We start from the raw sequence: 25,356 nt of genomic DNA on the forward strand, positions 1-25,356 counted from the left end.
AAAAAGGAAACGGCGGTGCTTTTGTGTCTTTACTTGAGTTTTCCCATGTCTCGTTTACTAGAGAAAACAGAGCTCTTGTTAATGATCTCTCATTATCCATTGAAGCAGGGGATTTTCTGTCAATTGTCGGTCCATCCGGAAGCGGAAAGAGCACATTGCTCAGGCTGTGCTGCCACCTCATCAGTCCCACTGAAGGAACAATTCGCTTTCACGGGCAAGATCTGATGCGCTTCAATCCAATGGAACTGCGCAAGCAGATCAGTTATTGCTTTCAGATGCCCTACCTGTTCGGGGACACGGTGCGCAACAATCTGGAATATCCGTTTTCGCTGAGAAACAAGCCCGTCGATCCGGACCGGCTTGAGGAATTATTCGCGGCTTTTCAAATGTCGACGAGCAATTTGGAAAAGGAGATTCAGCATCTCTCCGGCGGGGAAAAACAGCGAATTGCCCTGATGCGCAGTATTGTCTTTCAGCCGGAAATTTTGTTGCTGGACGAAGTGACCTCGGCGCTCGATGTAGCAAACACGCAAATCGTTGAAAAAGTCATTGAGGCGCTGAATCAAGCGGGTATAACCATTCTGTGGATCACCCATAATCCGGAGCAGAGCCGCAAGTACGCGAATAAGATCCTGACCATTGATACGGGAGAAATCCGCTCATTGGAGGCGATTCGATGAACGGCTCAGCAGCGATTCAAACCAGCTCGCTCTTGATTGCTTCTTCGCTGGTACTTGTCACGCTCTTTTTTTCGTATTGGCAGAAGCTGAAGCTTGAAAAAGAAACGCTGATCAGCGTGATTCGTGCCGTCATCCAGCTTATTGCGGTCGGCTATGTTCTGAATTATGTATTCGGGGTGAAAAATCCCTTATTTACAACCTTTTTGCTGCTCTTCATGACGTTTAATGCCGCGTATAATGCAGCAAAACGCGGCCGCACGATAAGACATGGACTCGCGATCTCATTTTTTTCCATTTTGATCGGCGCACTCGTAACCTTGACAGTGCTTCTGCTCTCAAAAACGATTCGCTACGAACCTTACCAAATGATTCCGATTGGCGGCATGATTATCAGCAACGCCATGGTTGCGCTCGGGCTGTGCTATAAACAGCTGACCGCTGACTTCAAGACGAAACGTGAGGAAGTCGAAACCAAGCTGGCGCTCGGTGCAGACATTCACGCCTCCTCGATTGACATCATCCGCGATTCAATAAAAACCGGAATGCTGCCGACGATTGATTCTGCTAAAACGCTGGGGATCGTATCCCTACCCGGGATGATGACCGGCTTAATCCTTGCCGGCGCCTCGCCGCTTGAGGCGATCAAATACCAGCTGATGGTCACCTTCATGCTGCTGTCGACAACGGCAATCGCTTCATTCATTGCTTGCTCCCTCGCCTACCGCGGCTTCTTTAACGCGCGCAAGCAAGTGAAATGACTGTCGAAAAAAAGCGGATGCATTTTGCTTCGCTCATTTCAGTTCAACGGCTACTTCTCTCGGCAGCCGTTTTTATTTGTTGTGCGTACAAAAAAATGCCTTAGGCGAAGCAGCTGTTTCGCTCACTCCGCTTAAGGCATGATACACCGTAGATTTAAGTCGCATGCTCACTCATGCAAGTTCAATTAGGCCAGTGCATCAACAATCGCTTTGTTAAATGCAGGCAGATCATCGGGAACACGGCTGGTAATCAGCGCATGGTCAATCACAACCGGTTCATTCTCTACAATCGCTCCTGCATAATACAAATCCGGCTGAATGGATGCGTAAGCTGTTAGTGTGCGCCCCTTAACCAAACCGGTTTGAATGAAGAGCTGCGGACCATGGCAGATCGAAAACAGCGGTTTATTATAACCCAAGAAATATTTCGTGAATGCAACAAAACGTGGATCAACACGCAGCTGGTCGGGCGAGAAGCCACCTGGAATGAGCAGCGCATCAAAATCTTCCGGCTTTACATCATCAATCCCTTTATCCACAGGAATCTTCGTGCCGTGTTTGCCGGTTAATACGGTACCTTCCTCTTTCTCAATCACCGTGATTTTATGGCCGGCAGCCTCCAAAGCTTCTTTCGGTGACGTAAATTCACTGTCTTCAACATCATTTGTTACAAGAACGGCTACTTTGCTCATATCTTAATTCCTCCTAAGGTTCTTTTTGATACCAACAACTATATGGTATACTAGGTATATTAATTTTTAAAGTACGCACTTTTTTGTTATCCAGTAACCAGAAAGTAACCAAGCAAAGAAATGAGGGATTGCAATGACCGATGTCGTACGCAAAGACGTCCAAAAGAAATTGTTGTCGGGAGATTATGGCTGCGCCAAAGAACTTACCCTGTCGATGTTCAGTGGCAAATGGAAAATCGTTATTTTATATCATTTAGGAAAGGATGGCATCTATCGTTTCGGTGAATTAAAAAAACTGTTGCCACACGCCTCTAACAAAGTGCTGACCCAGCAGCTGCGGGAGCTTGAAGAAGACGAATTGATCACACGCACTCTGTATCCTGAAGTGCCGGTTCGCGTCGACTATGAGATTACAGCACTTGGTCAAACGCTCCTTCCGATTATCGATCTGATGTTCGAATGGGGGACGAATCGGCTGAAACAGCTCAAACACGTTGCACCGCGCAATATCAATGAAGAAGCAATTAAAAAGAAAAGATAAACGAGGTCCCACCTATTTATTTTGAAAAAATTGAACACAAACACTATTCTATAAATTTATATCCAATTGATGAAAAAATTGCTATATTAGTAAAAACAACATCCTATCGAAACAACGAGACAAAGGAGATTAGCTGTGAAAACCCGGACCAAGCGCATCACACAACATTCTGCATGTACTCACCTGTTCCTTCTTGTCTGCTGCTACATCTGCTCGGCGATTATTGCACTGATCATCTATTTAGCCGGCGGAACAGACTATGCCTATACCAACCTGATGTATTTGCCAATTACGCTGGTTGCAGTGACTCGCGGCAAAATTCACGGAATGATCCATGCCTGTGTAAGCGGATTGATGATCGGCCCATTCATGCCTTTAAATCATACGTTGCAAGTCACCCAATATCCGGGAAATTGGCTGATGCGCCTCGCCATTTATGTCATGGTTGCTTTTGTGATTGGTTATCTCGCCGATTACTACAAGGCAAATTTTGAACAGAATCTTCGCCGTGAACGCATGCTTCAAAAAGCGCAGAGCGCCACCCTATTCTCGCTTGTAAAGCTTCTTGAATCCAGAGATGTGACCTCAGGCGCTCATGTCGAACGCGTTTCCTCATCGTGCAAGCTGCTCGCTGAAGAACTTCAACGCCTGCCGAATTTTCAAAAACAGGTGGACAGCGCCTATATCGAAAATCTTTATGAAGCCTGCCCGCTTCATGATATTGGGAAGGTCGGCATCCCCGACGACATTCTGCTCAAGCCGGGAAAATTGACTGATGAGGAATTTGAAGTGATGAAGAAGCACACCGTGATTGGTGCCGAAACATTGTTGAAAATCCAGCATAAATATCCGGGAAATAAATTTTTACAAATGGGAATTGCACTCACCCGCTCGCATCATGAAAAATGGGACGGTAGCGGTTATCCCGACGGAATTGCAGGAGATGCCATCCCGCTCTCGGCTCGTATTGTCGCACTTACCGACGTCTATGACGCTCTGCGTTCAAAACGTCCCTATAAACCCGGTTATTCTCATGAAAAAGCTGTGGAAATTATAAAACAAGAACGAGGACTACATTTCGATCCGGTCATCACCGATGTTTTCCTTGTGCATGGAAAATTATTCCAAACGCTTTATGATCAGTTCAACGAAGAAGGGGAAGTTCCCCTGCAATAACGACAAAGTGTTCGCAACGCATCCTACACGATAAACACGTTTCCGATCACGCGAGGGTTCAAATAAATGAAACCACGCGATTTCGTCCGTCTCTTTTCGCTTGATAGAGCGCAAGGTCTGAATTCGCCATCAGATGATCCAATCGTTTCTCATTCGAATTAGAAAACCAAGATAATGACAAAATCATGCGACATTTATCTCTGTTAATGTAAGTTAAAAAAGGCACATCATGTGCCTTTTTAAATAAACATTTTTTATAAGTATGCTTTTTTAGCTTTTCAATCTTAGTTTGATGAAGAGCGATAGTGTGGTCGAGATTTCTGAGAAACCCATTAATTTTTATTTGTTCTTCTACTGCTGAGAGAGCAGAAAAGCAAAGATCTATTAGTGGAGTTTAAAAGAATGAAAAGCAGATTTAAAATTTTGATTCCATAGCCGCGTCATCATTCAATGCGACGGAAAGCCGTCTGCCTTGCCGTTGCACTGAAACGCGGTGATCATAGAATGCCGTCATGATTTCAGGCGTCATGACCTCGCCTGTAGGTCCGGATTTAAAGACGGTACCGGCTTTAAGCAAGAGTGTGTGTTCAAAACATGGCAGCAGTTCTTCGACATGGTGCGTCACGAAAATCATTGACGGCGTCTCAGGCGAATTTGCCAGTTCGGCAATAATTGACAGCATCTGTTCTCTTGCGAACAGATCGAGCCCGTTACAGGGTTCATCCAGTATCAGCAGCTCGGGATCTGCCATTAACGCTCGGGCAATCAGCACACGCTGCTTTTCGCCTTGAGACAAGAGCCCAAACGGCCGATTTTCAAATGACTTGCAGCCGAGTTTGTGTAATAATTCATACGCCATCGCGCGCTCGGCGGGTGATGGTTGCTCGTATAAACCAATCGAGGCAAATTTGCCGCTGAGCACAATCGCTTCCGGACGTTCACCCGGTCTGATTTTCTCAGAGAGGGCTGAACTGACCCAGCCGATTTTCTTGCGCAGTTCGCGCAGGTCGCAGGTTCCGAATGGCCGATTCAATACGGTCAGCTTGCCGCTCGTCGGCCAAATATATCCGTTGATCATCTTCAGCAAGGTTGTTTTCCCTGAGCCATTCAGCCCGACAAGCGACCAGTGTTCACCTTGGCGAACCTGCCAGTCCACATTCTTGAGAACCGTGTGATCCGAACGCACCCAACTAATCTTTCGCGCATCAATGATCATACCTTGTTCCCCCTTCACAGTTTGCAGACATTTCGGCTCACGTCCAAAGCCATTTGTTTGAGCAGAGCGAGCTCTTCCGTATCCGCGTTGCCGCCACTGACAATTAAGCCAATGTGCCTTCCGTTCGCCGGTACTTGACCGGAAAGCACAGCAGCCAGCGAAGCAGCACCGGCACCTTCGACAAGCATCTTGCTGCGTTCGAGCATTAGAAGCATTGCCTGGGCAATTTCCGAGTCCGTAACGATTACCAGATCATCAAGATAATGTCTCAAAACAGGAATGGTGCGCTCGCCTGGTTTATCGACGAGAATCCCTTCGGCTATGCCCGGCGATTCACGATTTGCCTGTTTCTGATCATGATGAAAAAGATTATATGCCGCCGGTGCGTGATCGGATTGAACGCCGATAACACGGATGCCGGGCTTAACACTTTTCAAATAGCAGACCGTTCCGGCAGCAAGTCCCCCGCCGCCTACTGGTACAAGCACTGTGTCAAGCTCCGGACATTGCGCGAACATCTCTGCGGCAACTGTTCCCTGGCCGGCAATCACCTGATTATCATCGAAAGCATGGACAAAAACAGATTGATTGGCTTGGCATTCGGCATGTGCCGCCTCATAGGCTTCCTGATAGGATGCACCAGCAAGCACAACCTCTGCGCCATAAGCAGCGGTCGCTTGGATTTTCGCCTGTGGCGTGCGCTCCGGCATAAAAATTTTTGCCGTTGCCCCGCGTTTTGCTGCTGCGTAAGCAATCCCTTGGGCATGGTTTCCCGCAGAGGCGGTCACAATACCACGATTTAACTCTCTAGCTGACAGATGAGCAATTTTATTAAACGCCCCACGGAGCTTAAATGACCCGGTTCGCTGCATGTTTTCTAGTTTCAAATGCAGATGCGCTCCGCTGATGCGGTTCAAGGTTGCCGACTCAAGCATCGGTGTCCGATGAACAACAGGCGTCAATGTTTCGTGCGCCTCCGCGATATCCGCTGCTGACACATAATCCCCAATGGTCTTCACCCCTCATCTGTTGCGATTCGTATTGCACCAGTGATTTATTGTGCGACATTTGCCGTGATATCTTCGCTGTCCTGCTTGCCTTCCTTAACGAACGGCATCAGCTTACGCAGCTCGCGGCCGACACGTTCGAGTTCCGAATTGTTTTCCTTTTGCTGAAGCGCGTTGAACATTGGACGGCCGACTTTGTTTTCAAGTACCCAGTCGCGGGCAAATCTGCCAGATTGGATATTTTCGAGGACTTTTTTCATACGGGCTTTCACCCCATCATCAATAACATAGCGGCCGACGGTGAAGTCGCCAAATTTGGACGTATCTGAGCAAGAGTAACGCATGCCGGTCAGACCGTTTTCATAGATCAGATCAGTGAGCATTTTCATCTCGTGACAGGTTTCAAAATAGGCATTTTCCGGTTGATAGCCGGCTTCAACGAGTGTCTCGAATGCGGCTTCGATCAAGTGGGTCAGACCGCCCATCAGCACCGCTTGTTCACCAAACAGATCGGTTTCCGTCTCTTCTTTGAATGTGGTTTTCAGGACACCCGCACGAGCCGCGCCAAGACCTTTTGCCCAAGCAAGTGCAAGTTCCTCTGCCTCGCCGGACGGATTTTGTTCAACAGCGTAAAAAGCCGGAACACCGCCGCCATTCAGATATTCGCGGCGGCAGAAGTGGCCGGGACCTTTTGGAGCGACCATGAATACATCGACATCCTTTGGTGGAAGGATTTGCGTGAAATGGATATTGAAACCATGTGAGAAAGCGAGTGCATTACCTGGTTCAAGTCCTTCTTGAACTTCACTGTAATAGACTTCCGGCTGACGTTCATCGGGAAGCAGCATCATCACAACATCTGCCTCGGCAGCTGCCTCCTTGACACTTTTTACAGGAAAACCGTCGCGCTGTGCCTTGTCCCAAGACTTACCCGGCCTCACGCCGATTGTTACAGAAAAGCCGCTGTCGCGCAGGTTTTGCGCTTGTGAATGTCCTTGGGAACCGTAACCGAGAACTGCTATTTTCTTTCCGCGCAATACATTTTCATTGATATCCTTGTCATAGTAAACTTTTGCTGTCATTTTCGTATCCCCTTGTCTGTTTTTGTTTTATTTCCAATAGTGAAATATTTATGGTTAGTCTTGTCCAGCCGTGCATCCTTTCTCGCTGCACGGAGCAACCGAATACACATCGATCAGCCTTTCTGCTTGCCTGATAAAACGATTCAACTGACGCTCGCTTTCCGCGGCCAGTGTCATCGTCATCTGAAACCGAACACCTTCTCGCTCAGCATGTAAATCAGCGACCGACAAGTTACCGCGCGCAAGCAGCATGGTCACACGCGCCAACACATCAGGACTCGCCGCTGTTTCTACCGATACAGTCTGTCTCATTGATTTACACCCCCGTCATTTCCATTAGGCCTTCGCCGGGAGGAACCATCGGCGCAACATTTTCCATCTGCTTCACAGCACAATCAACAAGTGCCGGGGCATCGGTCGCAAGCACAGATTCAATCGTTGCCGCTGCAGCAGATGGATCGGTCAGCCGGTGAGCCGAAATTCCATAGCTTTCCGCAAGCCGGACAAAATCAGGCTGCATTTCAGGAATTGATTCCGCATAGCGTTCTCCATAAAAAGATTCTTGCCATTGCCGAACCATCCCCAGCGTATGATTGTTCAGGATAAAAATTTTCACTGGCAGCTTGTGTTCCGCAATGACCGCAAGCTCCTGAAGCGTCATCTGAAAGCCGCCGTCGCCGAGAATGGCCACAACATTTTTCTGCGGACATGCAATCTGGGCACCGATGGCAGCCGGAAGGCCGAAGCCCATGGTTCCGAGTCCTCCCGAGCTGACAAAACAGTCGGGATATTCGAAGCGGTAATATTGAGCCGCCCACATTTGGTGCTGTCCGACGTCCGTCGCTATGATGGCATCCGGTCCTGCAAAACGACAAATCTGTTCAATCACGTATTGCGGTAACAATTCCCGACTGGCTTGAACATAATGGAGCGGATGGCTATCCGCGTAGCTGTGCAAATGATTCAGCCAGTCGCGGTGATCTGCCATCAGCTCGTTCAAAGCATTCTGCAATTGATCAAGAACCGCACCAGCATCACCAACCAAACCATAGTCGGTGTGCACTACTTTTCCAATTTCTGAAGCATCAATATCGACATGTGCCACTTGGGCATTAGGGGCGAATTTTTCAACATTCCCGGTCAGCCGGTCATCAAAGCGTGAACCGATATTGAGCAGCAAGTCACATTCGGAAAGTGCCATATTGGCTGCAAACGTTCCATGCATTCCGCCCATTCCGAGAAATAGCGGGTGCGATGCCGGAATACTGCCAAGGCCAAGAAACGTGGTTACCACCGGCAAATGACAGGTTTCAGCAAATTTCTGCAATTTTCTCGCTGCATGCGCATGAAGCACACCTGCTCCTGAAAGCAGCACCGGCCGTTCAGCTGTCTTCAACGCTTCAACAAGTTGACGCACCATGCGGATATTTGCCTTGTTCGGTACATGATAGCCGGGGAGCCGGAGATCAAATGCCAGATCCGGCATGTTTTCCAGCCGTCCCGCGCAAATATCCTTCGGCAGATCAACCAAAACTGGTCCCGGACGCCCGCTTGCCGCCAAGAAAAATGCTTTGGCAACCACATCGGGAAGCTCGCTCGTCTGTCGGACGCGAAAATTGTGCTTTGTTGCCGATCCGGTAATTCCGATGACATCTGCTTCTTGAAACGCATCGGTGTTAATTGCCTGCCGCGTCACCTGTCCGGTAAAAACAACAAGCGGCAACGAATCAATCAACGCATCCATCAATCCTGTGACCAGATTTGTCGCACCCGGACCGCTTGTCGCAAGGACAACACCTGGTTTTCCCGAAACACGGGCGTAACCTTCGGCGGCGTGCACCGCACCCTGTTCATGACGAGCAAGCACATGGCGCATGTGGTGGCGATAAACCGCATCATAGAGCGGCAGCACCGCGCCCCCCGGATAACCGAAAAGCACGTCCGTTCCCGATTGCCGGATCAACCGAATCAATAAGTCAGCACCTGTTTCTGTGCGCTGTTCCGTTCTTTCGGTCACTGAAGGTTCCTCCTCTCTTTTTCTGTATCAGCCTTTGTTTCTGAGACGCTTCATCCTTCTCTATTTTTCGCCTCGAATCCCCTTCGTACCTCAACGGATTTTCAAATCCGTAAGTGGCATTTTTTGGGGTTGGCACAAATGTTAATCACTTAAAAAAATTCAGTCAACCCCCTTTTTCGAATTTTACCTCAAGGTTTTTGGGCGCTCTTATGGAAGAAAATGACTCAAAAAATTTTTTTGATCAGCAAGCAAACCTGCATGTGACCAGGTAATCAATAATTCGCGCAAATTTATTATTGACACCGATTTCCAGCAGTGCTATAGTTGCGGTACTAAAAAATTCGACAATTCAGGTAAGGAGCAATTTGCTATGAATCGCCCATTACAACGCATGGTTAAAGCCATTATTATTATTAGCTAGGGTCCCGGCATCCGTTGACAACTTAACGAATGCTTGGACCCAGCTTCGCGTTGGATGGGTTCAGGCAAAGCCGCCCATCCACAATCGGATGAGCGGCTTTTTATTATGATTAAAACAAGGAGGGTTTTAAGTGAACAATCAATTTTGTACGAAACCTAACGTTCAAATGTTTCTCTTATGGCTTTTCGTCCATCTGTGCCGCAATGGTTTCAGGGCCGGCAATGGTGCACGCGTTCTTGTAACGAACAAAAACAAGAAGGACCTCAATGATTTCGTTGAACCGTTCCAGCTCACAGTTCATCAGCTGCGCATGGCCGTTCGCTTCGCACTCGCCCAGCGAATAGTCTCTTCATTTTCCGTTGCACATAACGGGTATTCATCCTTAAGACTTAGGCTGATTCTTTTTACAGTTAGTTTGCAGCAAACTTGCGCCATAAGAAAAAACCAGGCATCATCCCACCTGGCCATTCATCGTTTGATTCACTTTTTTCACGTACGCATCCTCAACATCAAGAGCATAATTCATCAACAGTTAGTTATTCAAAGCACGGTATTGCCCGTCGAAAAAGAATGATGGCAAACATCAATTTATTGATAAATCGTTAAGTTTTCGGATCAAACAAGTACAACAATCAAGAAAAGAAGCAGGAGAGAACTCAGACATCATCATTCGGCGGGGCTGCAAACCCACCGTACATCACTCTTATTCTGAAAAAGATCAATTGTTTCAATTTGTTTGCACAGTTGATGATCAAACGTCATTTTCACCATCCATGGCATGAGCTGCTTCATCCGCTCAAAATCAGTAAATCCGTAGGGGGGATCATAATAATTGATGATCGTACTGAGTGCGGTGCCATGACTGCCAATCACCAATACGTGATGATCCTGTTCATTTAGAATCTGGTTCAATACGCGGATCACGCGTGTCTGAACCTCACCAAGACTTTCGCCACCTGTCAACTTAAAGCGAAAATCGTTCCACTGCTGTTTGGTGTATGTATGGAAATCATGGACCCACTGACCTACATTCCGCTCACGGAAATCTTCAATCCTATCTATAGGAAGTTTCTTCAGATCCGCGAGCTGCTTCACGGTGTCTACCGCCCTTAGATAGGGACTGGATAAAACCTGGTCGACATGCTGATTACACAGATAATTCGTCACCAGTTCTCGGTCCTCTATTCCCTTTTCCGTTAATGGACGCAACCGATCGTTATGAATCCGGAAATCCGACTTAGCATGACGTACAAAATAGATCGTTGTCATTGAGTAACCTCTCCCGTAAAGACTGAGACTGTCGATGTTCACCCGAAATGGTCGAAATTGGTCGGCAACTAAAGGCATTACTCTTTGGACGATGTCCGGCTCATCAAGCAGCAATGATTCGCTGAATAGGCACTCATAACATAATAAGGAAGAAATGTGATGGAACTCGATGAAGGAACATGCGATGAATGAATCATTTTTTACTTAACCTTAGTGTACAAAAGCTGACCATTTGATGAACACGGTCGAAATTCCTAAGAAAGCAATGGAATTTTACTGACAAGTAGGTTGTCGACATCATTCGATAAAGAAAACTTGGTGAGGCCAAGCTTTTAGGCGCCGACCGAACCTTAGTTGCACTTATACTATTTTCCTTGAAATGCAACTACATTTTAATAGTGCAGGAAATTCCCTGCCATCATTACTAGAAAGGCTAGAACAAATAATTAACAAAAATACATAATTAAATAAATCACCTCCATATCAGAAAGTGATTTGTTCATTGTCCTATTCTTTTGACCACTATTAATCACTCAATAAACTCAAAACAAGGGCCAGCAGCGTACCTACCACAACGCAGGTAAAAAGAACATAGCCAAGAATCCGAATCGGTTTCGGGTATGTTTTCATTTCGATTTTCTCCGGCCTGCCGGTAGTTTTGTCAAAATGATCCATGACATCGTTGAAGGGCTCTTTGTCTTTTTCGAGCATTGTTCATTCATCTCCCTAATCAACTTTTTAGATGACCGAAGCTTTATTTTCAAAGCAAACTTTAACGCGAATGGTATAGAGTAACACAATTAGTGACCACAATATATTGCCAATAAAGGGTTGTTGATGATGTACCAATGACAGGGTCAGACTTATTGATCCGAACAGGAACGAATAGCTGATCATCGCCCAGAAGCCCCATTTTCTAAGCTTCATATATCCATAGAGCATGACCAGTGTGGCAAGAGCAAGCACTACTCTGAATGGACGATCGTATGAACTTGGCAACGCAAATCGCATCGCTATATTTATTGGGTTCGCATCAGCGTCATAAAAAATTGAAGTGAATGATAGGACAAGTGAGCCCACAATGTAAAAGCTGTTTATTAAGTTAACACCGATCGGTTTTTTCACAATGCTTCACCTCAATGGATAATCTTCGCTTGAAGACCTAGTGCAAACAGCATAATAAATTTTTCCTTCATTAACATTCAATAAAAGCTTTCTAGGTCAGTCGCCGAATTTTTATTCATCCCACAACCAGCGCACGTCTCCCCATCGCATCATAGATTTTGATGAACTTATTCTTCTCCACCAACACATCTTTCCCGCTCAGTTCGGTAGATTCACAGTCATTAAAATAAACGTAGTGCTCATCAACACCGGTGACGACGATACAGTGCAACGGTCTCGGGGCGAAAATTTCTTTGCCTGCCGGCGTATGCCAGTACCTAAGGATGGGCATTTCATGGGTAATGGTGAACCAGACGAGGACGGGGTTCCCGTCCGCCACATAATTCTGAACGACGCTAAAGTCTTTTCCATATAACGCAATGCCGCCGCTGCGGTATTGGTCAAGCACTTGTTTTAATGGGTTGGGATTAATGGTAATGCCGTCACCGCGGGGATCGCCGACAAAACCGTCTTCCGGATCTCCCCATGTTTTAATCGAACCGTCTCCGTTTCTTGTATCTGGTGTTGTGTCGCGCGGCATTTGGTCAACGATCGTTTGCTTGTCGACGTTTATGCCGTAGTAGTGAAGCGCCATTGTTAAAGCAACGCCTTCACATCCGGTCGGCAGCTCCGGCCTTTGTTTGATTAAAGGTACATCGAGTCGTTTTGTTGTGTTTGGCTGTTCATTTGCGGTCATTGTTTCCACGTCCTCAAGTAATTTTTTCGCTGCTGTATGTATTGGGCTATGATCTGTTCCTTTACTGACTTTAATAAATATTATAACAGATCATAGCCATGAGCCTGTGATACAAAGTAACGTCTAGGCACGAGTTGTGTTTACCATTATTGGCAACATCATGTGTACATGACTGGTGATGAAATTATTGAGGTGATCTCAAACGACGAACGTAGATTTGTTGAGAAAAAGGAACGAAGAAAAAACAATTGTAATTTGATGAATAGCTTCCCTATGCCCTGCGCTGAGAAGATTAAAAAAGCTGCACAACATTAAAGCAATTGCTCCCAGTTTCGCTTGCCAGAAAGGATTCGGATAATCGAAACTGTGCGCTCCTCTTCATGAATTAGATAAAAAACAAGATAATGATCAACAGCTATTCGTCGAATTCCACGAGAAGCTAGATACGGATCAGCCGTGCAAGGATAACGAGTAGGCAATTCAGATAAACGCATCACGTTTCTTTTAATTTTGGCAACGAGCTTTTGAGCCGTTTCCGGTTCGCGCAATTCTCTGGCGATATATCTGGAGATTTCCTGCAGATCATTCACTGCCGGTATACTCATCATTAATTTATAGGTGCTCATTTACTCAGACCATCTTCAATTCGCTTAAACGCTTCATCGGCAGGTATGGCTTCACCTTTTTTTATAGACTCACCGCCTTTGGCCAATAAATTGTAAAGTTCGAACTTCCCAACCAGCTGTTCATAAGTGTCAATACTCATAACCACCAGATCTCCCTTGCCGTTCTTCGTAAGATAAACAGGCTCAGAGTACTCATGGCAAAACTGTGAAATTTCATTGTACTTATTTCGCAAATCAGAACTTGGTCGTATCTTAGGCATCATCACACCTCCATTTTTATTATATGCATATTTTAGCGTTATATTGATATATAATCAAATGAACCATCTATTGTAACAAATCAATTAACGTTACTACTCATATCCCATCCCTCTCAGCCATTCCCTCACTACCAATCGTTCTTTTCAAAGTGCATTAGTTTTAATATAGTAGTAAATATGCCTATAATATGGGTAAGGTAAGGGCGACGATTTGAAACATTCTGCCTTGCCTTTCGTAACTATCAATGTTGTAAACTAAAGCTGAATGCTTTTTACATGGGAGTGAACGTTTTGACGTTGCAAATACCTGAAGATGTAAATCTATACGATGAGCTGGTTAAACAGGCGAAAGCGCATCCGAAGAAAGTAGTTATTGAGGATACAAGCAGTTCATACACCTACAGCAAGTTTCTCATTGCTGTTACGATCATGAGCAAGAAACTGGAACAGACAATTGGGAATGACAAGAGAGTCGGTCTCTATCTGCCCAACGTGGTGGGTCAGGTCATCGTGCTCTTCGGTTTGTTTAAAAATGAACAGACGCCTTGCCTTTTAAACTTTACGATGGGCACAACGAACATCATCGACTGTATCGAGACCGCTTCACTCGGAACCGTGATTACATCAAGAGAATTTGTAAAAAAAGCCGATCTCGGTTTCGTTGTTGAAGAGATGGAAAAGCAGGTTAAAGTGATTTATCTCGAAGATCTGGCGCGCGGGATTACCACTTTTAATAAAATTACCGGTCTGATCGAAACAAGGACATCCAGATTAAAGAAAAAGGCACCTGGCGAGGTGATTCTATTCACATCCGGCACGGAGTCAAAGCCAAAAGGGGTTGTGCTAACCCATCGAAATATTTATGCGAACATCATGCAAGTCTTCGCGCATATTGAGATTCAGGAGAACGATCGGATTTTTAATCCGCTGCCGTTATTCCATTCGTTCGGTATGACGGTTGGATCAATCCTGCCTTTTGTTACGGGTACGAAAACATACCTGTTTCCCTCGCCGCTCGCCTTCAGAGAAATTCCGAAGGCCATCCATAAGGATAAGAGCACGATCTTTGTCGCGACGAACACCTTTTTCGAGAATTACGCTAAATTTGCGACGAAGGAACAATTTCAGACGTTACGAATTGTGGTTGCAGGGGCAGAGAAACTGCAAAATGACGTCAGAAAAACCTATCATGATAAATTTGGGATTACCATATTAGACGGTTATGGGGCTACGGAAACCTCGCCGATTATTTCACTGAATACGCACCAGTTCTATAAGGTGGGGACAGTTGGAAAACTAATACCCTTAATGGAAGCGAAGATTGCTAAGGTGGAAGGCGTTCAAGAAGGCGGAAACCTGATGCTCAAAGGTCCGAATGTAATGAAGGGTTATTTGATTCATGGACAAGGATTCGTTCCTTCCGGGGAATGGTACAACACCGGAGATATCGCCGAGATTGATGAGGATGGCTTTATTCATATCATCGGCCGATTAAAGCGGTTTGCGAAAATAGCCGGCGAGATGATCTCACTGAATAAAGTCGAGGAATTGGCGCTTGAGTGCTTTGGCGAATCGAAATTTTATGCTGTGTGTATTCCTGACAAGCGCAAAGGTGAACAAATCGTCATGTTCACTACGAAGTCCAAGGTTTCGTCGCGAGATCTGAAAAAGTTCATCAAGAGTAAGAAAATGTCGATGCTCTACATGCCGGCCAGCATCGAAATCGTAGACGAAATCCCGCTCCTTGGCAGCGGCAAGCCGAACTACTGGAAGTTGGAGAAGCTAGCAAAAAATCAATAAAGTTAAGAGATAATTAAGGGCTCATTCATGAAAAGCATATGCTTTTTGTGGATGGGCTTTTTAGACACTTTCAAAAGATCATTTCTAAATGTTTTCTATTGACAATAGTCAAAAAATATAAATAAGGTTAAATTAGATTTTTCTGAAGATATTTTACGTGACCTGATTGAAAAAGGACTGCAAGGGAAAGAACTATTGCATGCCTTCCAGAAGGCAAAGCGAGAAGTACCAAGTGCGATGAAACAAATGCTTGCCGATGAAATCGAAGGGGCGCACAAGACACCAGAAAAACCGGGGAACATGTCGCTTGATGACTTCTTGGACACTCTTCCAGATGATACCGAAGAACTTAGAGGAAAAAATGTTAAATGACCATTATACCCCTCAGGCACTGAGAATTTTAAAGAAAAACTTGGCGAGGCCAAGGCCTTGACGCAGGCGGAGCCTTAGCTTTTCTTATACTAGATACCGCTAATCTCTAATCTTTTATACGTTCTTTTTGTATAAAAAAGCTGTGGAAACAAAACAAACCGCTTTATCGACTGGTTTCTGACGCTATTTTGGAAATAAGGCGTGATCCGGCTATTGGTGATGAAAAAAACTATAATTTAGCAGGTGTGCGTTCTCTTGATATCTATTATCAAAAGACAAATTATGAACTCGCTTATTCGATCGAACAAGATAAAGAAGGAAATGACGTGTTAGTCATTCTTTTCGGTTCCCGTGAAAACTTCTATGAGGTACTTAGACGGTACATGAACTCTCTAAAATAAGCATGCAAAAAAGCGCCCAACCGAAATAAAGGTTAGGCGCTCTTTTGCATAGTCAATGCTCACTTTACTTTTTGCCTTACTGAATCATTCATTTGAGGATGCAGAAGTTCCTAAGATTTTAGCTGCAGGTCTGCGAGCTGTGCGTGCTTCCGTCTCATTAAGATCTTCGGTTAATGCATTTTTTTAGAGGCTTTTGGGACAGCCTCTTTATTAATGACATCGTTTTCTGAACATCATCCATTTTCAACTTTGGCAGGCTTGCCAGCCTCAATCAATACCTTATTTCTACCCATGAACAGAGCCAGTATTAGCATAATTGCACCTGTTCCGAGGAGCAGCCATTCAATTCGGATGACATCTGCAATCGGCCCAAAGATCAGCATCCCTATTGGCATCATTGATGTGGAAATCATCCCCATCACCCCGAAAACACGACCCAAATAGTCTTCTTCGACTTTCTCCTGCAGGAGTACAGTCGTCGGCGTATTTAAGATCGGCATGGCCACACCGAATAGAGCCATAAAAGCAAGGTAGACCCAGAAGTTGAAAACGATCGCTCCTAACGCAAAGGTACATAGCCCCATCAACACGGCTGAAAAGGCCATTGTCTTCATTTTATTTTGAAAGCCTCCCCATGATGCGATGATCCCGCCACCTGCCATCATGCCGACGGAAAAGGCGATTTCAACCGCTGTCAAACGCCACACGTCGTCACCAAACGTACGCGTGACCTGCAGTGGAGTCAGAAAAGCTGCTGGTGCCATCAATACAAAGAAGACAGCAAAGTACAAGAAGAAAATCTTCAGAAAGTCATGATTATTAACATAACGCAGACCTTCTTTAAAGTCGTTGAAGTAGCTTGTCGTCTGCTTCTTCAATGCTTTTTCATGAACAGCTATCTTGACAAAGGCAAGCATTGTGCTGATTGCGATCGCTGCCGTAACGACATCAATAAAGAAAATCACTTCAATGGACGCCATGGTCAGCAGAGCGGCACTGACGATCGGCGAGACGAACATGATCACCGCTTGGATGCTGCCGTTCGTGCCGTTCACTTTCGTCAATTGATCCTTGGGTACTATTTGCGGCAGAACTGCGCCGACTGCTGGTGTCTGGATCCCCGTTCCAAAGGCGCGAATCGCCGCCATAAGAAAGAGCAGCCAAATCGAATCAAATCCGGCTAGAAAGAAAATGGCTAGAATGAGTGTCGCCGTGGCGACCAACCCATCTGACAACATAATGATGTTTTTTCTGTTAAATCGATCCGCCCAAACCCCCGCGACGGGAGACAACAGAAAGGTCGGAATAAACCCGCAAATGATGTATACCGTCATCATCAACCCGGATCCTGTTCGCAGCGTGACATACCACATCATCGCGTATTGAACCAATGACGATCCAAAGAGCGATATCGTCTGACTGCTCAAAAAGAGGATAATATTCTTTAACCAATGCTCCTTCAGAGGAGAATTTATTTTATTCACGGTGAATCACTCATTTCCATTTTTATTTTTAAATCAGCAGCGTGATTCGCCTGATTCAGGCATCAAAAAAGAGGGAAGAACTCTCCCCTCTTTTTCATCACCTTTTTGATAAGGTTCCCTGAAAACAGACAGACCAATCCCACCCTACTCTGAGCACAGCCAGAGCTCTCAAACGTATTTAATTAGCGAAATCTCATGTATGCTGTCAAAGGGAAAACCTCCGAGTTCTTTTACCATTAATGTAATTTTAACAAAGGAAGTGAGAGGCGACAATAAATAAGGATGATTCCCTTTTAGATACGCGCCTGACCTATTTAAGCAGGCATTGTGCTGCGGTCTTTTCATGAGTCAGCAGCCATTTCTTCCTTTCAACTCCACCGCCGTATCCGCCAAGAGTACCATCCGATTGAATCACTCGGTGACAGGGAACAATGATGGCGAGTTGATTGGCACCATTCGCATTTCCAATTGCGCGAACTGCCTTCGGATTCCCGATTAATCCGGCTATATCTTTGTACGTTGCGGTCTCACCCGTCCTAATAGTCAATAATTGTTTCCAAACACTTTTCTGAAAATCGGAACCCAGGAGCATAATTGGTGTTTTAAATAGGGTTAAACCTTTATCAAAATAGTGATTGAGCTCACTTTCAATTTGATTTGATCGATCAGTCGTCCCTGGTATTATAGAGGCATTTAGTCGATTTCTTAAACGTTCAATTTCTCTCTCCAATCCCCGTCTATCGGCAAATTCGAGTAAATAGAGAAAATTTTCGTCAACAATACTCACCATGGGACCTAAAGGCGTATCAATCCAACTTGCGTAAAGTGTTATCATCTTTTTAGACATATTCGGTGTTCTGCCCATAATTTTAGAAAAAGCATCATGAAATCCGCTTGAAGAAGTATAGCCCAACTCAATTTGTGTATTAATGATTTTTTCTCCCGTGCGTATTGATTTCATTGCAATCCCCATTCTTCTTGCTCTGGCATACTGTACAAAAGTCATGTTGTAATTCTTCTTGAACTGTCTTCGTGCAGTCGCAGCATGGACACCCAGTTCGCTAAAATCAGAATCCTTCCATCTCTTTTCAGGATTTTCTTCAACAAGCGCAACCATTTTTTGAACGAGCGGTGATTGGCCCTGAGGAAATGATAAGGGCTTGCATCGCTTGCATGGGCGGAAACCTGCTAAAAGTGCTTCCTCTGCAGTCTCAAAAAACAAGCAATTTTCATAGTTCGGCTTTCTTGCGGGGCAAGTTGCATGACAGAATACCCCGGTTGTTTTAATGGCGGCAAAAAAAATGCCATCAAAGGTTGAATCTCGATTAACCAGTGCTTGATAGTATTTTCTTTTCTTCGACTCATCGTTAATCACCGCCAAGCACCTCGTTTCGATTTAAAAAAGCTACTGGTGTTATCATTAGTTAAATTATAGCGGCAATCCCATTATGGAGCATACGAAAAATGAACATCTATTTGTTCAAAGACTATCTTAACTACTGCAAATGAGCACAAGCCTACGGGAATTCTATGGCGCAAAAAAAGAGCTGCCTCAAAGTCAAAATGACTGATCAGACAGCTCTTGCATTTAGTCTAGTTGTTCACGCCATCGTTCATGATGGGTACTGACCATCGCCTGGGACGGTGCCTCGGGATCCAAGTCCTGTTTGATGCTGTTCACGGCAATCGGTCCTTCAACAAAGCCGGCGGCGATTAAGTAAACCTTTTGCGCGTATGATGCGGCGTTACCAATCGCGAAAATACCTTTAATTAAGGACTCCATTCGTGAATCAACGACAATACCGTTATTCTCCAGAGACAGTCCCCATCGCTCAATTCCTCCAAGCCCATATTGGAAGCCATGATTCACAATAAGCGCGTCGGCCCGGATCTTCTCTGCTTTATCCGCAGCGCGCACCGTAACAGATTCCAGCTTCTCTGAACCTGACAGCGCGACAATCTCGGAATCAAGCAATACATCAACTGAATGGCTCTTCAGCCGTTCAACCTGATGCTCGAGCGCACGAGTAAATTGCTCACCTCTGTAGACAATAGTTACTTTCCGACAAATCGGCGCAAGTTCCGCCGCCCAGTCGAGTGCTCCGTCACCGCCGCCGGAGATGACCACGTCCTTACCGGAAAACTGTTTCAAGTGGCGCACGGCATAAAAGAGACCGCTGCCTTCAAATCGCTCAGCCCCTTCAAGCTGCAGCTTATTGACATCAAAGGTTCCGCACCCAACTGCTAGGATGATTTTGCGTGTATGATGCACATCACCATTCGTACTGATCAGGTTAAATGTGCCGTCCTCTCGTTTCTCCAAGCGGTCGATGACCTGATTGGTTACAATCTTTGGCTGGAATGTTTCCGCTTGACGGGTTAACTGCTCAACTAACGCCTCACCTGTAATGGTGACTACACCACCAACGTCATAGATCGTTTTTTCCGGATAGAAATGAGTAATGACGCCGCCTAATTCATTTTTCGCTTCGATGATTTTCGTCTTTAAAGCACGCATACCACTGTAGAAGGCTGTATAGAGACCGGCAGGCCCTCCGCCGATGATGGTTACGTCATATAGATCGGACATGAGTAAGCTCCTTTACTGAAAAATTTCTTGAACGACGTCCACAGTCAATGGAGCCCTGATTCAATTATTTGTATAAATCCGGGTACATTTCTTTCGCTAGTGTATCCAGGCCATCGAGCGTGTTGTAGCTGTAGCTGAACAGATAATTGTAGTCCATGCTATATATTTTTTTGTTTTTGATGGCTTTCATACTGGACAGCTTTGGATTTGTGTAAAGAGCCTTTTTCATCTTACTTCCGTCCGCTCCCCAATCCAGAACAATCAGCACATCCGGGTTGGTTTTCACCAGCGTTTCAACGCTGACGTTGCCATTTATATTTTGGAAGACATTACTCAGTTTGACCATCTTGAATGCGTTATTGAAGAAGGTCTCACCATAGGCAGAATAGACGTAAACTTCTTTTGGATCGGACATATGCAGGTAAGCAAAGGTTTGCGGCTTTTTAATTTTCGATAATTGTGCCGTAATCTTTTTCTGATGTGTCTTTAGTTTATTGGAAAATGCCTTGGCTTTATCTTGGACGTTGAAAATTTTCCCGAGATTATCAATGTCTTTGTAAATGTCATCATACGTACCGCCGCGAATCGAGGACTTAAGCGCGTAAGTAGTGACGCCCATAGAATTCAACGAATCGACCGTACCAACTCCCCAGTCGGCATTGTCAAACAAATCGCCGCGGCTGACAATAATGTCCGGATTGGTTCCGATCGCCACTTCTTTGCCAACATAAGAACTGCCAAGTTTCTTCAACGAATTATACTGTTTCTCAACCGATGTGTCCGCAGCGCCAAAGTTGCCGCCGACCCCGACAATCCTGTCTTTCAAGCCAAGATGAAGAAGCAGTTCGGCTACCGTACGTGTTGTCGCCATCACACGCTTCGGTTCCTTCTTCACTACTTGATCCTTCTTCTTCCAATCCTTTCCGCCTTCTGCCTTCGTATAGTTATGAATAGTCAGCGGATAGTGCGATTTGCTGCTCTTTGCAGCCTTGTCCGATCCGTCATTTGTTGCTGAATTCCCACAGCCGGCAAGCAGCAAGAGCGCTGTCAATCCGCAGGCAAGTAATTTTTTCTTTTTCATGATGATCCTCCTCATACTCCGTAGGCAAAGCCTAATCGTTTGGTTACTGGATTTATATAAGTCTGGCATTTGATTTGATAGAGTGCTTCAACAGTTTCAGGCGTCAGTACTTCTTCCGGTCTCCCGTGCGCATAAATCTCGCCGTCTTTAACCGCATACAGATAGTCGCAGTACATCACGGCCAGCTCTAAATCATGGAGTGCCGCAAGTACGCTGATTCCGAGCTGCTTCACGCAAGATAGAATTTCAAACTGATAGCGGATGTCCAGATGGTTCGTTGGTTCATCAAGAATCATCAATTGCGGCTGCTGGACAATGGTGCGCGCAAGAATAACCCGTTGCTTCTCACCGCCGGACAGCGACAGGTAGCTGCGCGTTCGATAGTCTTGCAATCGCGTCCGCCTCAATGCTTCTTCGACAATCTCATAATCATCCGCTTGATCGGATTCCAGCAATTTCTTGTGCGGCGTACGTCCAAGAAGCACCATTTGCTCAACAGTTAAATCAAAGCTCATTTCATTGAACTGTCCGACAACGCCCAAGTGCTGCGACACCTTTTTCTCCGAACTCTTTAAGACATTAAGGTCGCCTAAAAAAACGCTTCCGCTCTGGGGAGTCAAGCTCTTATAGATACTTTTAAGCAGTGTCGACTTCCCGCAGCCGTTCGGTCCAATCAGTCCGACAAACTGCTTGTTTTTCACAAAGACCGAGGCATTTTTAATAATTTCTTTTTTGCCCATTCGCACGTGCAGTTCTTTTGCCGTAAGTTCCATTCCTCAGCCTCCGAAGTTATAGCCTTTTTTCACAATCATATAGATGAAGAGCGGTGAACCGATCACTGAGGTGATGATCCCGATCGGAAGGTCAACATTGGGAACCAGCGTCCGGGACAAGATGTCTGCCCAGATGAGAAAGAGACCGCCTAAGAGCAGCGTCGCCGGCATCAAACGTTTATGGTCCGCGCCGAAGAGCCCGCGGCAAATGTGCGGAACAATGAGTCCGACAAAGCCAATTGTTCCGGAATAAGCGACCATTGTTCCCGTGATCAACGCTGCGAGCACCATGTAAATCTTACGAAACGCGCTTAGATTAATCCCAAGCGTCACCGCTGATTCATCACCGAGCAGCATCGTGTTCAGAACGCGGTGCTGGAAGAGAAAAATGCCGCACCCAAGCAGCACGACGATTGTTAAAATCGGCACCTTGTCCCAGCTTGACGGAGCAAGACTCCCCATTGACCAGAAGGCAACCTGCTGCACACCCTCCGCATTGTTGGCGAAAAAAATCACAAGACTTGAGAGCGAGCTGCAAAAGGCACCGACGACGACGCCCGAGAGTACAAGCTTCACCGAGGTCGCTTTCCCACCAATACTCGAGAGTAGAAGCACTGCGGCAGATGTGATAACCGCGCCGACAAATGCGCCGAAAGCTACCCCGAAGTTGGCGAAGAATGCGCTGGCTCCGAAACCAATCAAAATTGCGATCGTTGCGCCAAGAGAAGCCCCGGAAGAGATGCCGATAATATATGGATCCGCAAGCGGGTTCTGCACAACAGCCTGCATCACGGTCCCGCATAGAGAAAGGCCCATACCGATCAGCAAAGCAAAAATCACGCGCGGCATTCGGATCTGATAGATGATGTTGAAATAAGATTCGTTTCCTACTGCATCCGGAGAACCCAACCTGCCATTTGTAAGCACGTGCAGTAGGATATTCATCGATTGCCTGAATGGAATATGTACTTGTCCAATTGATACGGAATATACTGCTGATAGGGCAATCAAAAAGAGTAGGAACAATATAATCGGAAAATAAAAATAGCCGATTCGATCACTCCTAACTCTGTGCTTGACCAAAGAAATCACCTCTCCACAATTCAAGTGATAATGATTATCATTATCTCTTATGATTTTAAGGCATAATGTACCAAAAAACAAGACTTATTTGTGATTATCATCACACTAGAAAAGTTCCGTTAATAAATGAGTATGCTCACATGACTCCTTACCGTCATTCAGCTTTCAAAAAAATCAAGCAAAAAAAGAACCCGCTCACTTTTGAACGCGTTCTGATGCACGCATTACGGCACCATGTGTGACGTGATGTGTACTCTACAAATTTATCGAGCACTTTAAATTGTTTATCGAGCGTTTTCAGCATTTTATCGAGCGTTTCCAACGATTTATCGAGCACTTTGAGATCTTTATCGAGCGTTTATCGAGTTGAGCAATTTGATCAAATGTTCATGCATGAAGCATTCCTTTTATTCTTCGATTTTCTTTATAATTCTCGCTGGATTGCCGGCGACAACTACATTATCCGGCACGTCCTTGGTGACGACTGAACCTGATCCGACAACGACATTATTACCAATCGTAACCCCAGGATTAATCACGGCCCGCCCGCCGATCCAAACATTATCGCCAATTGTTACCGGCTTCCCAAATTCCACACCCGATGTACGCAGTTTCGCATTAAGCGGGTGCGCCGCAGTATAAATATGAACACCCGGAGCACACATGCAGTTATCTCCAATGCGAATCTCGCATATATCTAAAAAGACACAATCAAAATTCGCATAAAAATGGTCGCCGACATGGATGTTGTAGCCATAATCACAATGAAACGTTGGCTCAATGTATAACTTTTCTCCGGTCGACCCGAAGAGCTGTTTTAATAATCCCCTTCTCTTATCTCGCTCTGTTTCGAGCGTTCCATTATATAATCGTGTCAGCCTCCGCGCATTCAATCGATCGCTTATTAATATCGAATCCAACGCGTCATACAACTCACCGTTGATCATTTTTTCTTTTTCGGTTGTCATTAATTTGACCCCTTTTTTGGATTTCATGAAAAACTCGGCGGCCGAAGTCCGAGTGAATCGGATTTTAACCACCGAGCCTATTACAAATAGCCTAGTTTTGCCTGATTAATCAGTTAGGCTGCTTATCAAAAGCTTGAAATTTTTCCTTAATTGTATCCGCAGAGTGTTTGAATTTTGCTTCCTCTTCAGCAGTTAACGGCAGAGTGATAACTTCTTCTATTCCGTCCTTACCGATGATTGCCGGTTGACCCACATAGGTGCCGTACTTTTCGTTATAACAAGAGCAGATGTATGCGGCCTTGGCATCCGAAAGAACTGCCTGACTGAGCTTGACAGCACAAGTAGAGATCGCCCAGCTTGTATAGCCCTTGCCGGAATAAACTTCCCAGCCGCCGCGGCGAGCTGCTTCTTCAAGATCATCCAGATTCAGATTCCGTTCTTTCGCGAGCTCAGTGATGTCCAGCCCATTCACGCGAACGGTTGACCATGCGCTGAATTGAGATTCCCCATGTTCACCATAAACATAACCGGAAACATTTTTCGGATCACATTCAAATTGATCCGAAACCACTTTCTGCATCCGAGCCGTGTCAAGGAACGTGCCCGTAGCAAAAACTTGCTGCCGGCTGAGTCTGGTATTTTCCTGGAAATACTGCGTAATCGCATCACATGGGTTCATCGTATCGATGGCAACGCCGTGGAAACCGGACGCTTTAACCTTAGGCGCAATATCCTGCACAATATTCTTCGTGTATTTGAATTCAGCCCAACGGTTACCTGCTGCATCTTTTTCCGCATACGCAAGAATATTGCCGGCAGTAATGAACAAGATGTCCGTATCGGCAAGCTCGCTGTAATCATTGATTTTAATGATCGTGCGGGTTTCAATCCGTCCTTGCATGTCCTGTAAATCAAGCTGTTCTGCGCGTGCCAGTCCTTCGTTCGTGTCGATTAAAATCAGTTCATCGGCAATCCCCTTGGATACAAGCTGGAACGCAACCGCCGCACCCACGTGGCCAAGGCCAATAATCGCATATTTTCTCATCTATCTGTCTCCACCCTCATAATGAATTTGACTACGTACATCCAATTCTATCTTAGCACAATGAGCGTCAAATGAAGCCCGTATATTTTTAATAGTTTGTGATTTTCTAACATAGATTGAATCTTGCGCATTTACTCAATGTATATATAGTCA

The 25,356-nt window shown here is 45.5% G+C and carries 27 protein-coding genes and 1 pseudogene; 8 read left to right on the forward strand and 20 right to left on the reverse strand.

The features are described from left to right. The first annotated feature begins 23 nt into the window (after nucleotides 1-23). Both BM003_RS04310 and BM003_RS04315 read left to right on the forward strand, forming a co-directional pair. Complete coding sequence (locus tag BM003_RS04310) at nucleotides 24-680, forward strand: ABC transporter ATP-binding protein (RefSeq protein WP_093670456.1); 657 nt, start codon at nucleotides 24-26, stop codon at nucleotides 678-680. After that, complete coding sequence (locus BM003_RS04315; protein ID WP_093670458.1) at nucleotides 677-1,438, forward strand: ABC transporter permease; 762 nt, start codon at nucleotides 677-679, stop codon at nucleotides 1,436-1,438. Before BM003_RS04310 ends, BM003_RS04315 begins: the two co-directional genes overlap by 4 nt. 185 nt (nucleotides 1,439-1,623) lie before the next feature. Here the strand turns inward: BM003_RS04315 and BM003_RS04320 are convergent, their stop codons facing one another. Further along, on the reverse strand, nucleotides 1,624-2,130 hold the full coding sequence (locus BM003_RS04320; protein ID WP_093670460.1) for a type 1 glutamine amidotransferase domain-containing protein: 507 nt from the start codon (nucleotides 2,128-2,130) through the stop codon (nucleotides 1,624-1,626). 133 nt (nucleotides 2,131-2,263) lie between these two features. On the opposite strand from BM003_RS04320, the gene BM003_RS04325 reads away from it, so the two are divergent. Beyond that, entirely contained in the window at nucleotides 2,264-2,671 is a 408-nt protein-coding gene (locus BM003_RS04325; RefSeq protein WP_047035483.1) for a winged helix-turn-helix transcriptional regulator, read from the forward strand. Nucleotides 2,672-2,806: 135 nt separating this feature from the next. After that, the gene (locus BM003_RS04330) at nucleotides 2,807-3,847 is read left to right on the forward strand and encodes an HD-GYP domain-containing protein (RefSeq protein ID WP_093670462.1); all 1,041 of its coding nucleotides are present in this window, start codon (nucleotides 2,807-2,809) and stop codon (nucleotides 3,845-3,847) included. A 415-nt stretch (nucleotides 3,848-4,262) separates the two neighbouring features. Here the strand turns inward: BM003_RS04330 and BM003_RS04335 are convergent, their stop codons facing one another. From BM003_RS04335 to ilvB, 5 genes and pseudogenes are all read right to left on the reverse strand, one after another. Next, nucleotides 4,263-5,063 carry an ABC transporter ATP-binding protein gene (locus BM003_RS04335; protein ID WP_093670464.1) on the reverse strand — a complete coding sequence of 267 codons (801 nt, stop codon included), beginning with the start codon at nucleotides 5,061-5,063 and terminating at the stop codon, nucleotides 4,263-4,265. Nucleotides 5,064-5,077: 14 nt separating this feature from the next. Continuing rightward, complete coding sequence (gene ilvA / locus BM003_RS04340) at nucleotides 5,078-6,082, reverse strand: threonine ammonia-lyase (protein ID WP_093670466.1); 1,005 nt, start codon at nucleotides 6,080-6,082, stop codon at nucleotides 5,078-5,080. 35 nt (nucleotides 6,083-6,117) lie between these two features. Continuing rightward, a pseudogene (ilvC, locus tag BM003_RS04345) lies at nucleotides 6,118-7,155 on the reverse strand (ketol-acid reductoisomerase); the annotation flags it as partial. 51 nt (nucleotides 7,156-7,206) lie between these two features. Beyond that, nucleotides 7,207-7,464, reverse strand: a complete 258-nt coding sequence (locus BM003_RS04350; RefSeq protein ID WP_093670470.1) for an ACT domain-containing protein — start codon at nucleotides 7,462-7,464, stop codon at nucleotides 7,207-7,209. 4 nt (nucleotides 7,465-7,468) lie between these two features. Further along, nucleotides 7,469-9,169: a biosynthetic-type acetolactate synthase large subunit gene (gene ilvB, locus BM003_RS04355; protein WP_093670472.1), complete on the reverse strand. Its 1,701-nt coding sequence runs from the start codon at nucleotides 9,167-9,169 to the stop codon at nucleotides 7,469-7,471. A 551-nt stretch (nucleotides 9,170-9,720) separates the two neighbouring features. Between ilvB and BM003_RS04360 the strand changes: the two genes are divergently transcribed. Further along, nucleotides 9,721-10,164: a hypothetical protein gene (locus tag BM003_RS04360; RefSeq protein WP_093670474.1), complete on the forward strand. Its 444-nt coding sequence runs from the start codon at nucleotides 9,721-9,723 to the stop codon at nucleotides 10,162-10,164. A 92-nt stretch (nucleotides 10,165-10,256) separates the two neighbouring features. Here the strand turns inward: BM003_RS04360 and BM003_RS04365 are convergent, their stop codons facing one another. The 6 genes from BM003_RS04365 to BM003_RS04390 all read right to left on the reverse strand — a co-directional run bounded on the left by BM003_RS04365 (nucleotide 10,257) and on the right by BM003_RS04390 (nucleotide 13,606). Beyond that, nucleotides 10,257-10,859, reverse strand: a complete 603-nt coding sequence (locus BM003_RS04365) for a histidine phosphatase family protein (RefSeq protein WP_093670476.1) — start codon at nucleotides 10,857-10,859, stop codon at nucleotides 10,257-10,259. Between the two features lie 525 nt (nucleotides 10,860-11,384). Further along, entirely contained in the window at nucleotides 11,385-11,570 is a 186-nt protein-coding gene (locus BM003_RS04370) for a hypothetical protein (protein ID WP_093670478.1), read from the reverse strand. A 27-nt stretch (nucleotides 11,571-11,597) separates the two neighbouring features. Then, nucleotides 11,598-11,984 (reverse strand): hypothetical protein, encoded by a 387-nt coding sequence (locus BM003_RS04375; protein WP_093670480.1) that lies wholly within the window; start codon nucleotides 11,982-11,984, stop codon nucleotides 11,598-11,600. Between the two features lie 115 nt (nucleotides 11,985-12,099). Continuing rightward, a complete protein-coding gene (locus BM003_RS04380; RefSeq protein ID WP_093670482.1) occupies nucleotides 12,100-12,720 on the reverse strand; it encodes a C39 family peptidase in 621 nt (206 codons plus the stop codon). Between the two features lie 311 nt (nucleotides 12,721-13,031). After that, nucleotides 13,032-13,346 (reverse strand): type II toxin-antitoxin system RelE/ParE family toxin, encoded by a 315-nt coding sequence (locus BM003_RS04385; protein ID WP_093670484.1) that lies wholly within the window; start codon nucleotides 13,344-13,346, stop codon nucleotides 13,032-13,034. Then, nucleotides 13,343-13,606 (reverse strand): type II toxin-antitoxin system Phd/YefM family antitoxin, encoded by a 264-nt coding sequence (locus BM003_RS04390; RefSeq protein ID WP_093670486.1) that lies wholly within the window; start codon nucleotides 13,604-13,606, stop codon nucleotides 13,343-13,345. Before BM003_RS04390 ends, BM003_RS04385 begins: the two co-directional genes overlap by 4 nt. A 282-nt stretch (nucleotides 13,607-13,888) precedes the next feature. Here BM003_RS04390 and BM003_RS04395 point away from each other — a divergent pair, with 282 nt between their 5' ends. The 3 genes from BM003_RS04395 to BM003_RS04400 all read left to right on the forward strand — a co-directional run bounded on the left by BM003_RS04395 (nucleotide 13,889) and on the right by BM003_RS04400 (nucleotide 16,179). Next, on the forward strand, nucleotides 13,889-15,406 hold the full coding sequence (locus tag BM003_RS04395; RefSeq protein WP_245734055.1) for an AMP-binding protein: 1,518 nt from the start codon (nucleotides 13,889-13,891) through the stop codon (nucleotides 15,404-15,406). A 237-nt stretch (nucleotides 15,407-15,643) separates the two neighbouring features. Further along, nucleotides 15,644-15,778, forward strand: coding sequence for a hypothetical protein (locus BM003_RS18060; RefSeq protein WP_281242863.1), 135 nt, complete (start codon nucleotides 15,644-15,646; stop codon nucleotides 15,776-15,778). Between the two features lie 140 nt (nucleotides 15,779-15,918). After that, nucleotides 15,919-16,179: a type II toxin-antitoxin system RelE/ParE family toxin gene (locus tag BM003_RS04400; protein ID WP_281242865.1), complete on the forward strand. Its 261-nt coding sequence runs from the start codon at nucleotides 15,919-15,921 to the stop codon at nucleotides 16,177-16,179. Between the two features lie 233 nt (nucleotides 16,180-16,412). Here the strand turns inward: BM003_RS04400 and BM003_RS04405 are convergent, their stop codons facing one another. From BM003_RS04405 to BM003_RS04445, 8 genes are all read right to left on the reverse strand, one after another. Continuing rightward, nucleotides 16,413-17,663, reverse strand: coding sequence for an MFS transporter (locus BM003_RS04405; protein WP_093670492.1), 1,251 nt, complete (start codon nucleotides 17,661-17,663; stop codon nucleotides 16,413-16,415). Nucleotides 17,664-17,973: 310 nt separating this feature from the next. Further along, nucleotides 17,974-19,035, reverse strand: coding sequence for a bifunctional transcriptional activator/DNA repair enzyme AdaA (locus BM003_RS04410; protein WP_093670589.1), 1,062 nt, complete (start codon nucleotides 19,033-19,035; stop codon nucleotides 17,974-17,976). A gap of 216 nt (nucleotides 19,036-19,251) precedes the next feature. Beyond that, on the reverse strand, nucleotides 19,252-20,253 hold the full coding sequence (locus BM003_RS04415) for an NAD(P)/FAD-dependent oxidoreductase (RefSeq protein WP_093670494.1): 1,002 nt from the start codon (nucleotides 20,251-20,253) through the stop codon (nucleotides 19,252-19,254). Nucleotides 20,254-20,317: 64 nt separating this feature from the next. Next, the gene (locus BM003_RS04420) at nucleotides 20,318-21,334 is read right to left on the reverse strand and encodes an ABC transporter substrate-binding protein (RefSeq protein ID WP_093670496.1); all 1,017 of its coding nucleotides are present in this window, start codon (nucleotides 21,332-21,334) and stop codon (nucleotides 20,318-20,320) included. 11 nt (nucleotides 21,335-21,345) lie between these two features. Next, a complete protein-coding gene (locus BM003_RS04425) occupies nucleotides 21,346-22,107 on the reverse strand; it encodes an ABC transporter ATP-binding protein (RefSeq protein WP_093670498.1) in 762 nt (253 codons plus the stop codon). A 3-nt stretch (nucleotides 22,108-22,110) separates the two neighbouring features. Continuing rightward, nucleotides 22,111-23,190, reverse strand: coding sequence for a FecCD family ABC transporter permease (locus BM003_RS04430; protein ID WP_245734048.1), 1,080 nt, complete (start codon nucleotides 23,188-23,190; stop codon nucleotides 22,111-22,113). 407 nt (nucleotides 23,191-23,597) lie between these two features. Continuing rightward, entirely contained in the window at nucleotides 23,598-24,158 is a 561-nt protein-coding gene (locus BM003_RS04440; RefSeq protein ID WP_093670502.1) for a maltose acetyltransferase domain-containing protein, read from the reverse strand. A 109-nt stretch (nucleotides 24,159-24,267) separates the two neighbouring features. Next, nucleotides 24,268-25,203 (reverse strand): L-lactate dehydrogenase, encoded by a 936-nt coding sequence (locus BM003_RS04445; protein WP_093670504.1) that lies wholly within the window; start codon nucleotides 25,201-25,203, stop codon nucleotides 24,268-24,270. Nucleotides 25,204-25,356: the final 153 nt, after the last annotated feature.

Source organism: Sporolactobacillus nakayamae (assembly GCF_900113325.1).
Taxonomy (GTDB): Bacteria; Bacillota; Bacilli; order Bacillales; family Sporolactobacillaceae; genus Sporolactobacillus; species Sporolactobacillus nakayamae.

Excerpts from the sequence above, each read along its gene's own strand:
- BM003_RS04315 (WP_093670458.1), top strand. The coding sequence starts at position 677 with ATGAACGGCTCAGCAGCGATTCAAACCAGCTCGCTCTTGATTGCTTCT.
- BM003_RS04320 (WP_093670460.1), bottom strand. The coding sequence starts at position 2,130 with ATGAGCAAAGTAGCCGTTCTTGTAACAAATGATGTTGAAGACAGTGAA.
- BM003_RS04325 (WP_047035483.1), top strand. The coding sequence starts at position 2,264 with ATGACCGATGTCGTACGCAAAGACGTCCAAAAGAAATTGTTGTCGGGA.
- BM003_RS04335 (WP_093670464.1), bottom strand. The coding sequence starts at position 5,063 with ATGATCATTGATGCGCGAAAGATTAGTTGGGTGCGTTCGGATCACACG.
- BM003_RS04350 (WP_093670470.1), bottom strand. The coding sequence starts at position 7,464 with ATGAGACAGACTGTATCGGTAGAAACAGCGGCGAGTCCTGATGTGTTG.
- BM003_RS04365 (WP_093670476.1), bottom strand. The coding sequence starts at position 10,859 with ATGACAACGATCTATTTTGTACGTCATGCTAAGTCGGATTTCCGGATT.
- BM003_RS04370 (WP_093670478.1), bottom strand. The coding sequence starts at position 11,570 with ATGCTCGAAAAAGACAAAGAGCCCTTCAACGATGTCATGGATCATTTT.
- BM003_RS04380 (WP_093670482.1), bottom strand. The coding sequence starts at position 12,720 with ATGACCGCAAATGAACAGCCAAACACAACAAAACGACTCGATGTACCT.
- BM003_RS04385 (WP_093670484.1), bottom strand. The coding sequence starts at position 13,346 with ATGAGCACCTATAAATTAATGATGAGTATACCGGCAGTGAATGATCTG.
- BM003_RS04390 (WP_093670486.1), bottom strand. The coding sequence starts at position 13,606 with ATGCCTAAGATACGACCAAGTTCTGATTTGCGAAATAAGTACAATGAA.
- BM003_RS18060 (WP_281242863.1), top strand. The coding sequence starts at position 15,644 with ATGAAACAAATGCTTGCCGATGAAATCGAAGGGGCGCACAAGACACCA.
- BM003_RS04415 (WP_093670494.1), bottom strand. The coding sequence starts at position 20,253 with ATGTCCGATCTATATGACGTAACCATCATCGGCGGAGGGCCTGCCGGT.
- BM003_RS04420 (WP_093670496.1), bottom strand. The coding sequence starts at position 21,334 with ATGAAAAAGAAAAAATTACTTGCCTGCGGATTGACAGCGCTCTTGCTG.
- BM003_RS04425 (WP_093670498.1), bottom strand. The coding sequence starts at position 22,107 with ATGGAACTTACGGCAAAAGAACTGCACGTGCGAATGGGCAAAAAAGAA.
- BM003_RS04440 (WP_093670502.1), bottom strand. The coding sequence starts at position 24,158 with ATGACAACCGAAAAAGAAAAAATGATCAACGGTGAGTTGTATGACGCG.
- BM003_RS04445 (WP_093670504.1), bottom strand. The coding sequence starts at position 25,203 with ATGAGAAAATATGCGATTATTGGCCTTGGCCACGTGGGTGCGGCGGTT.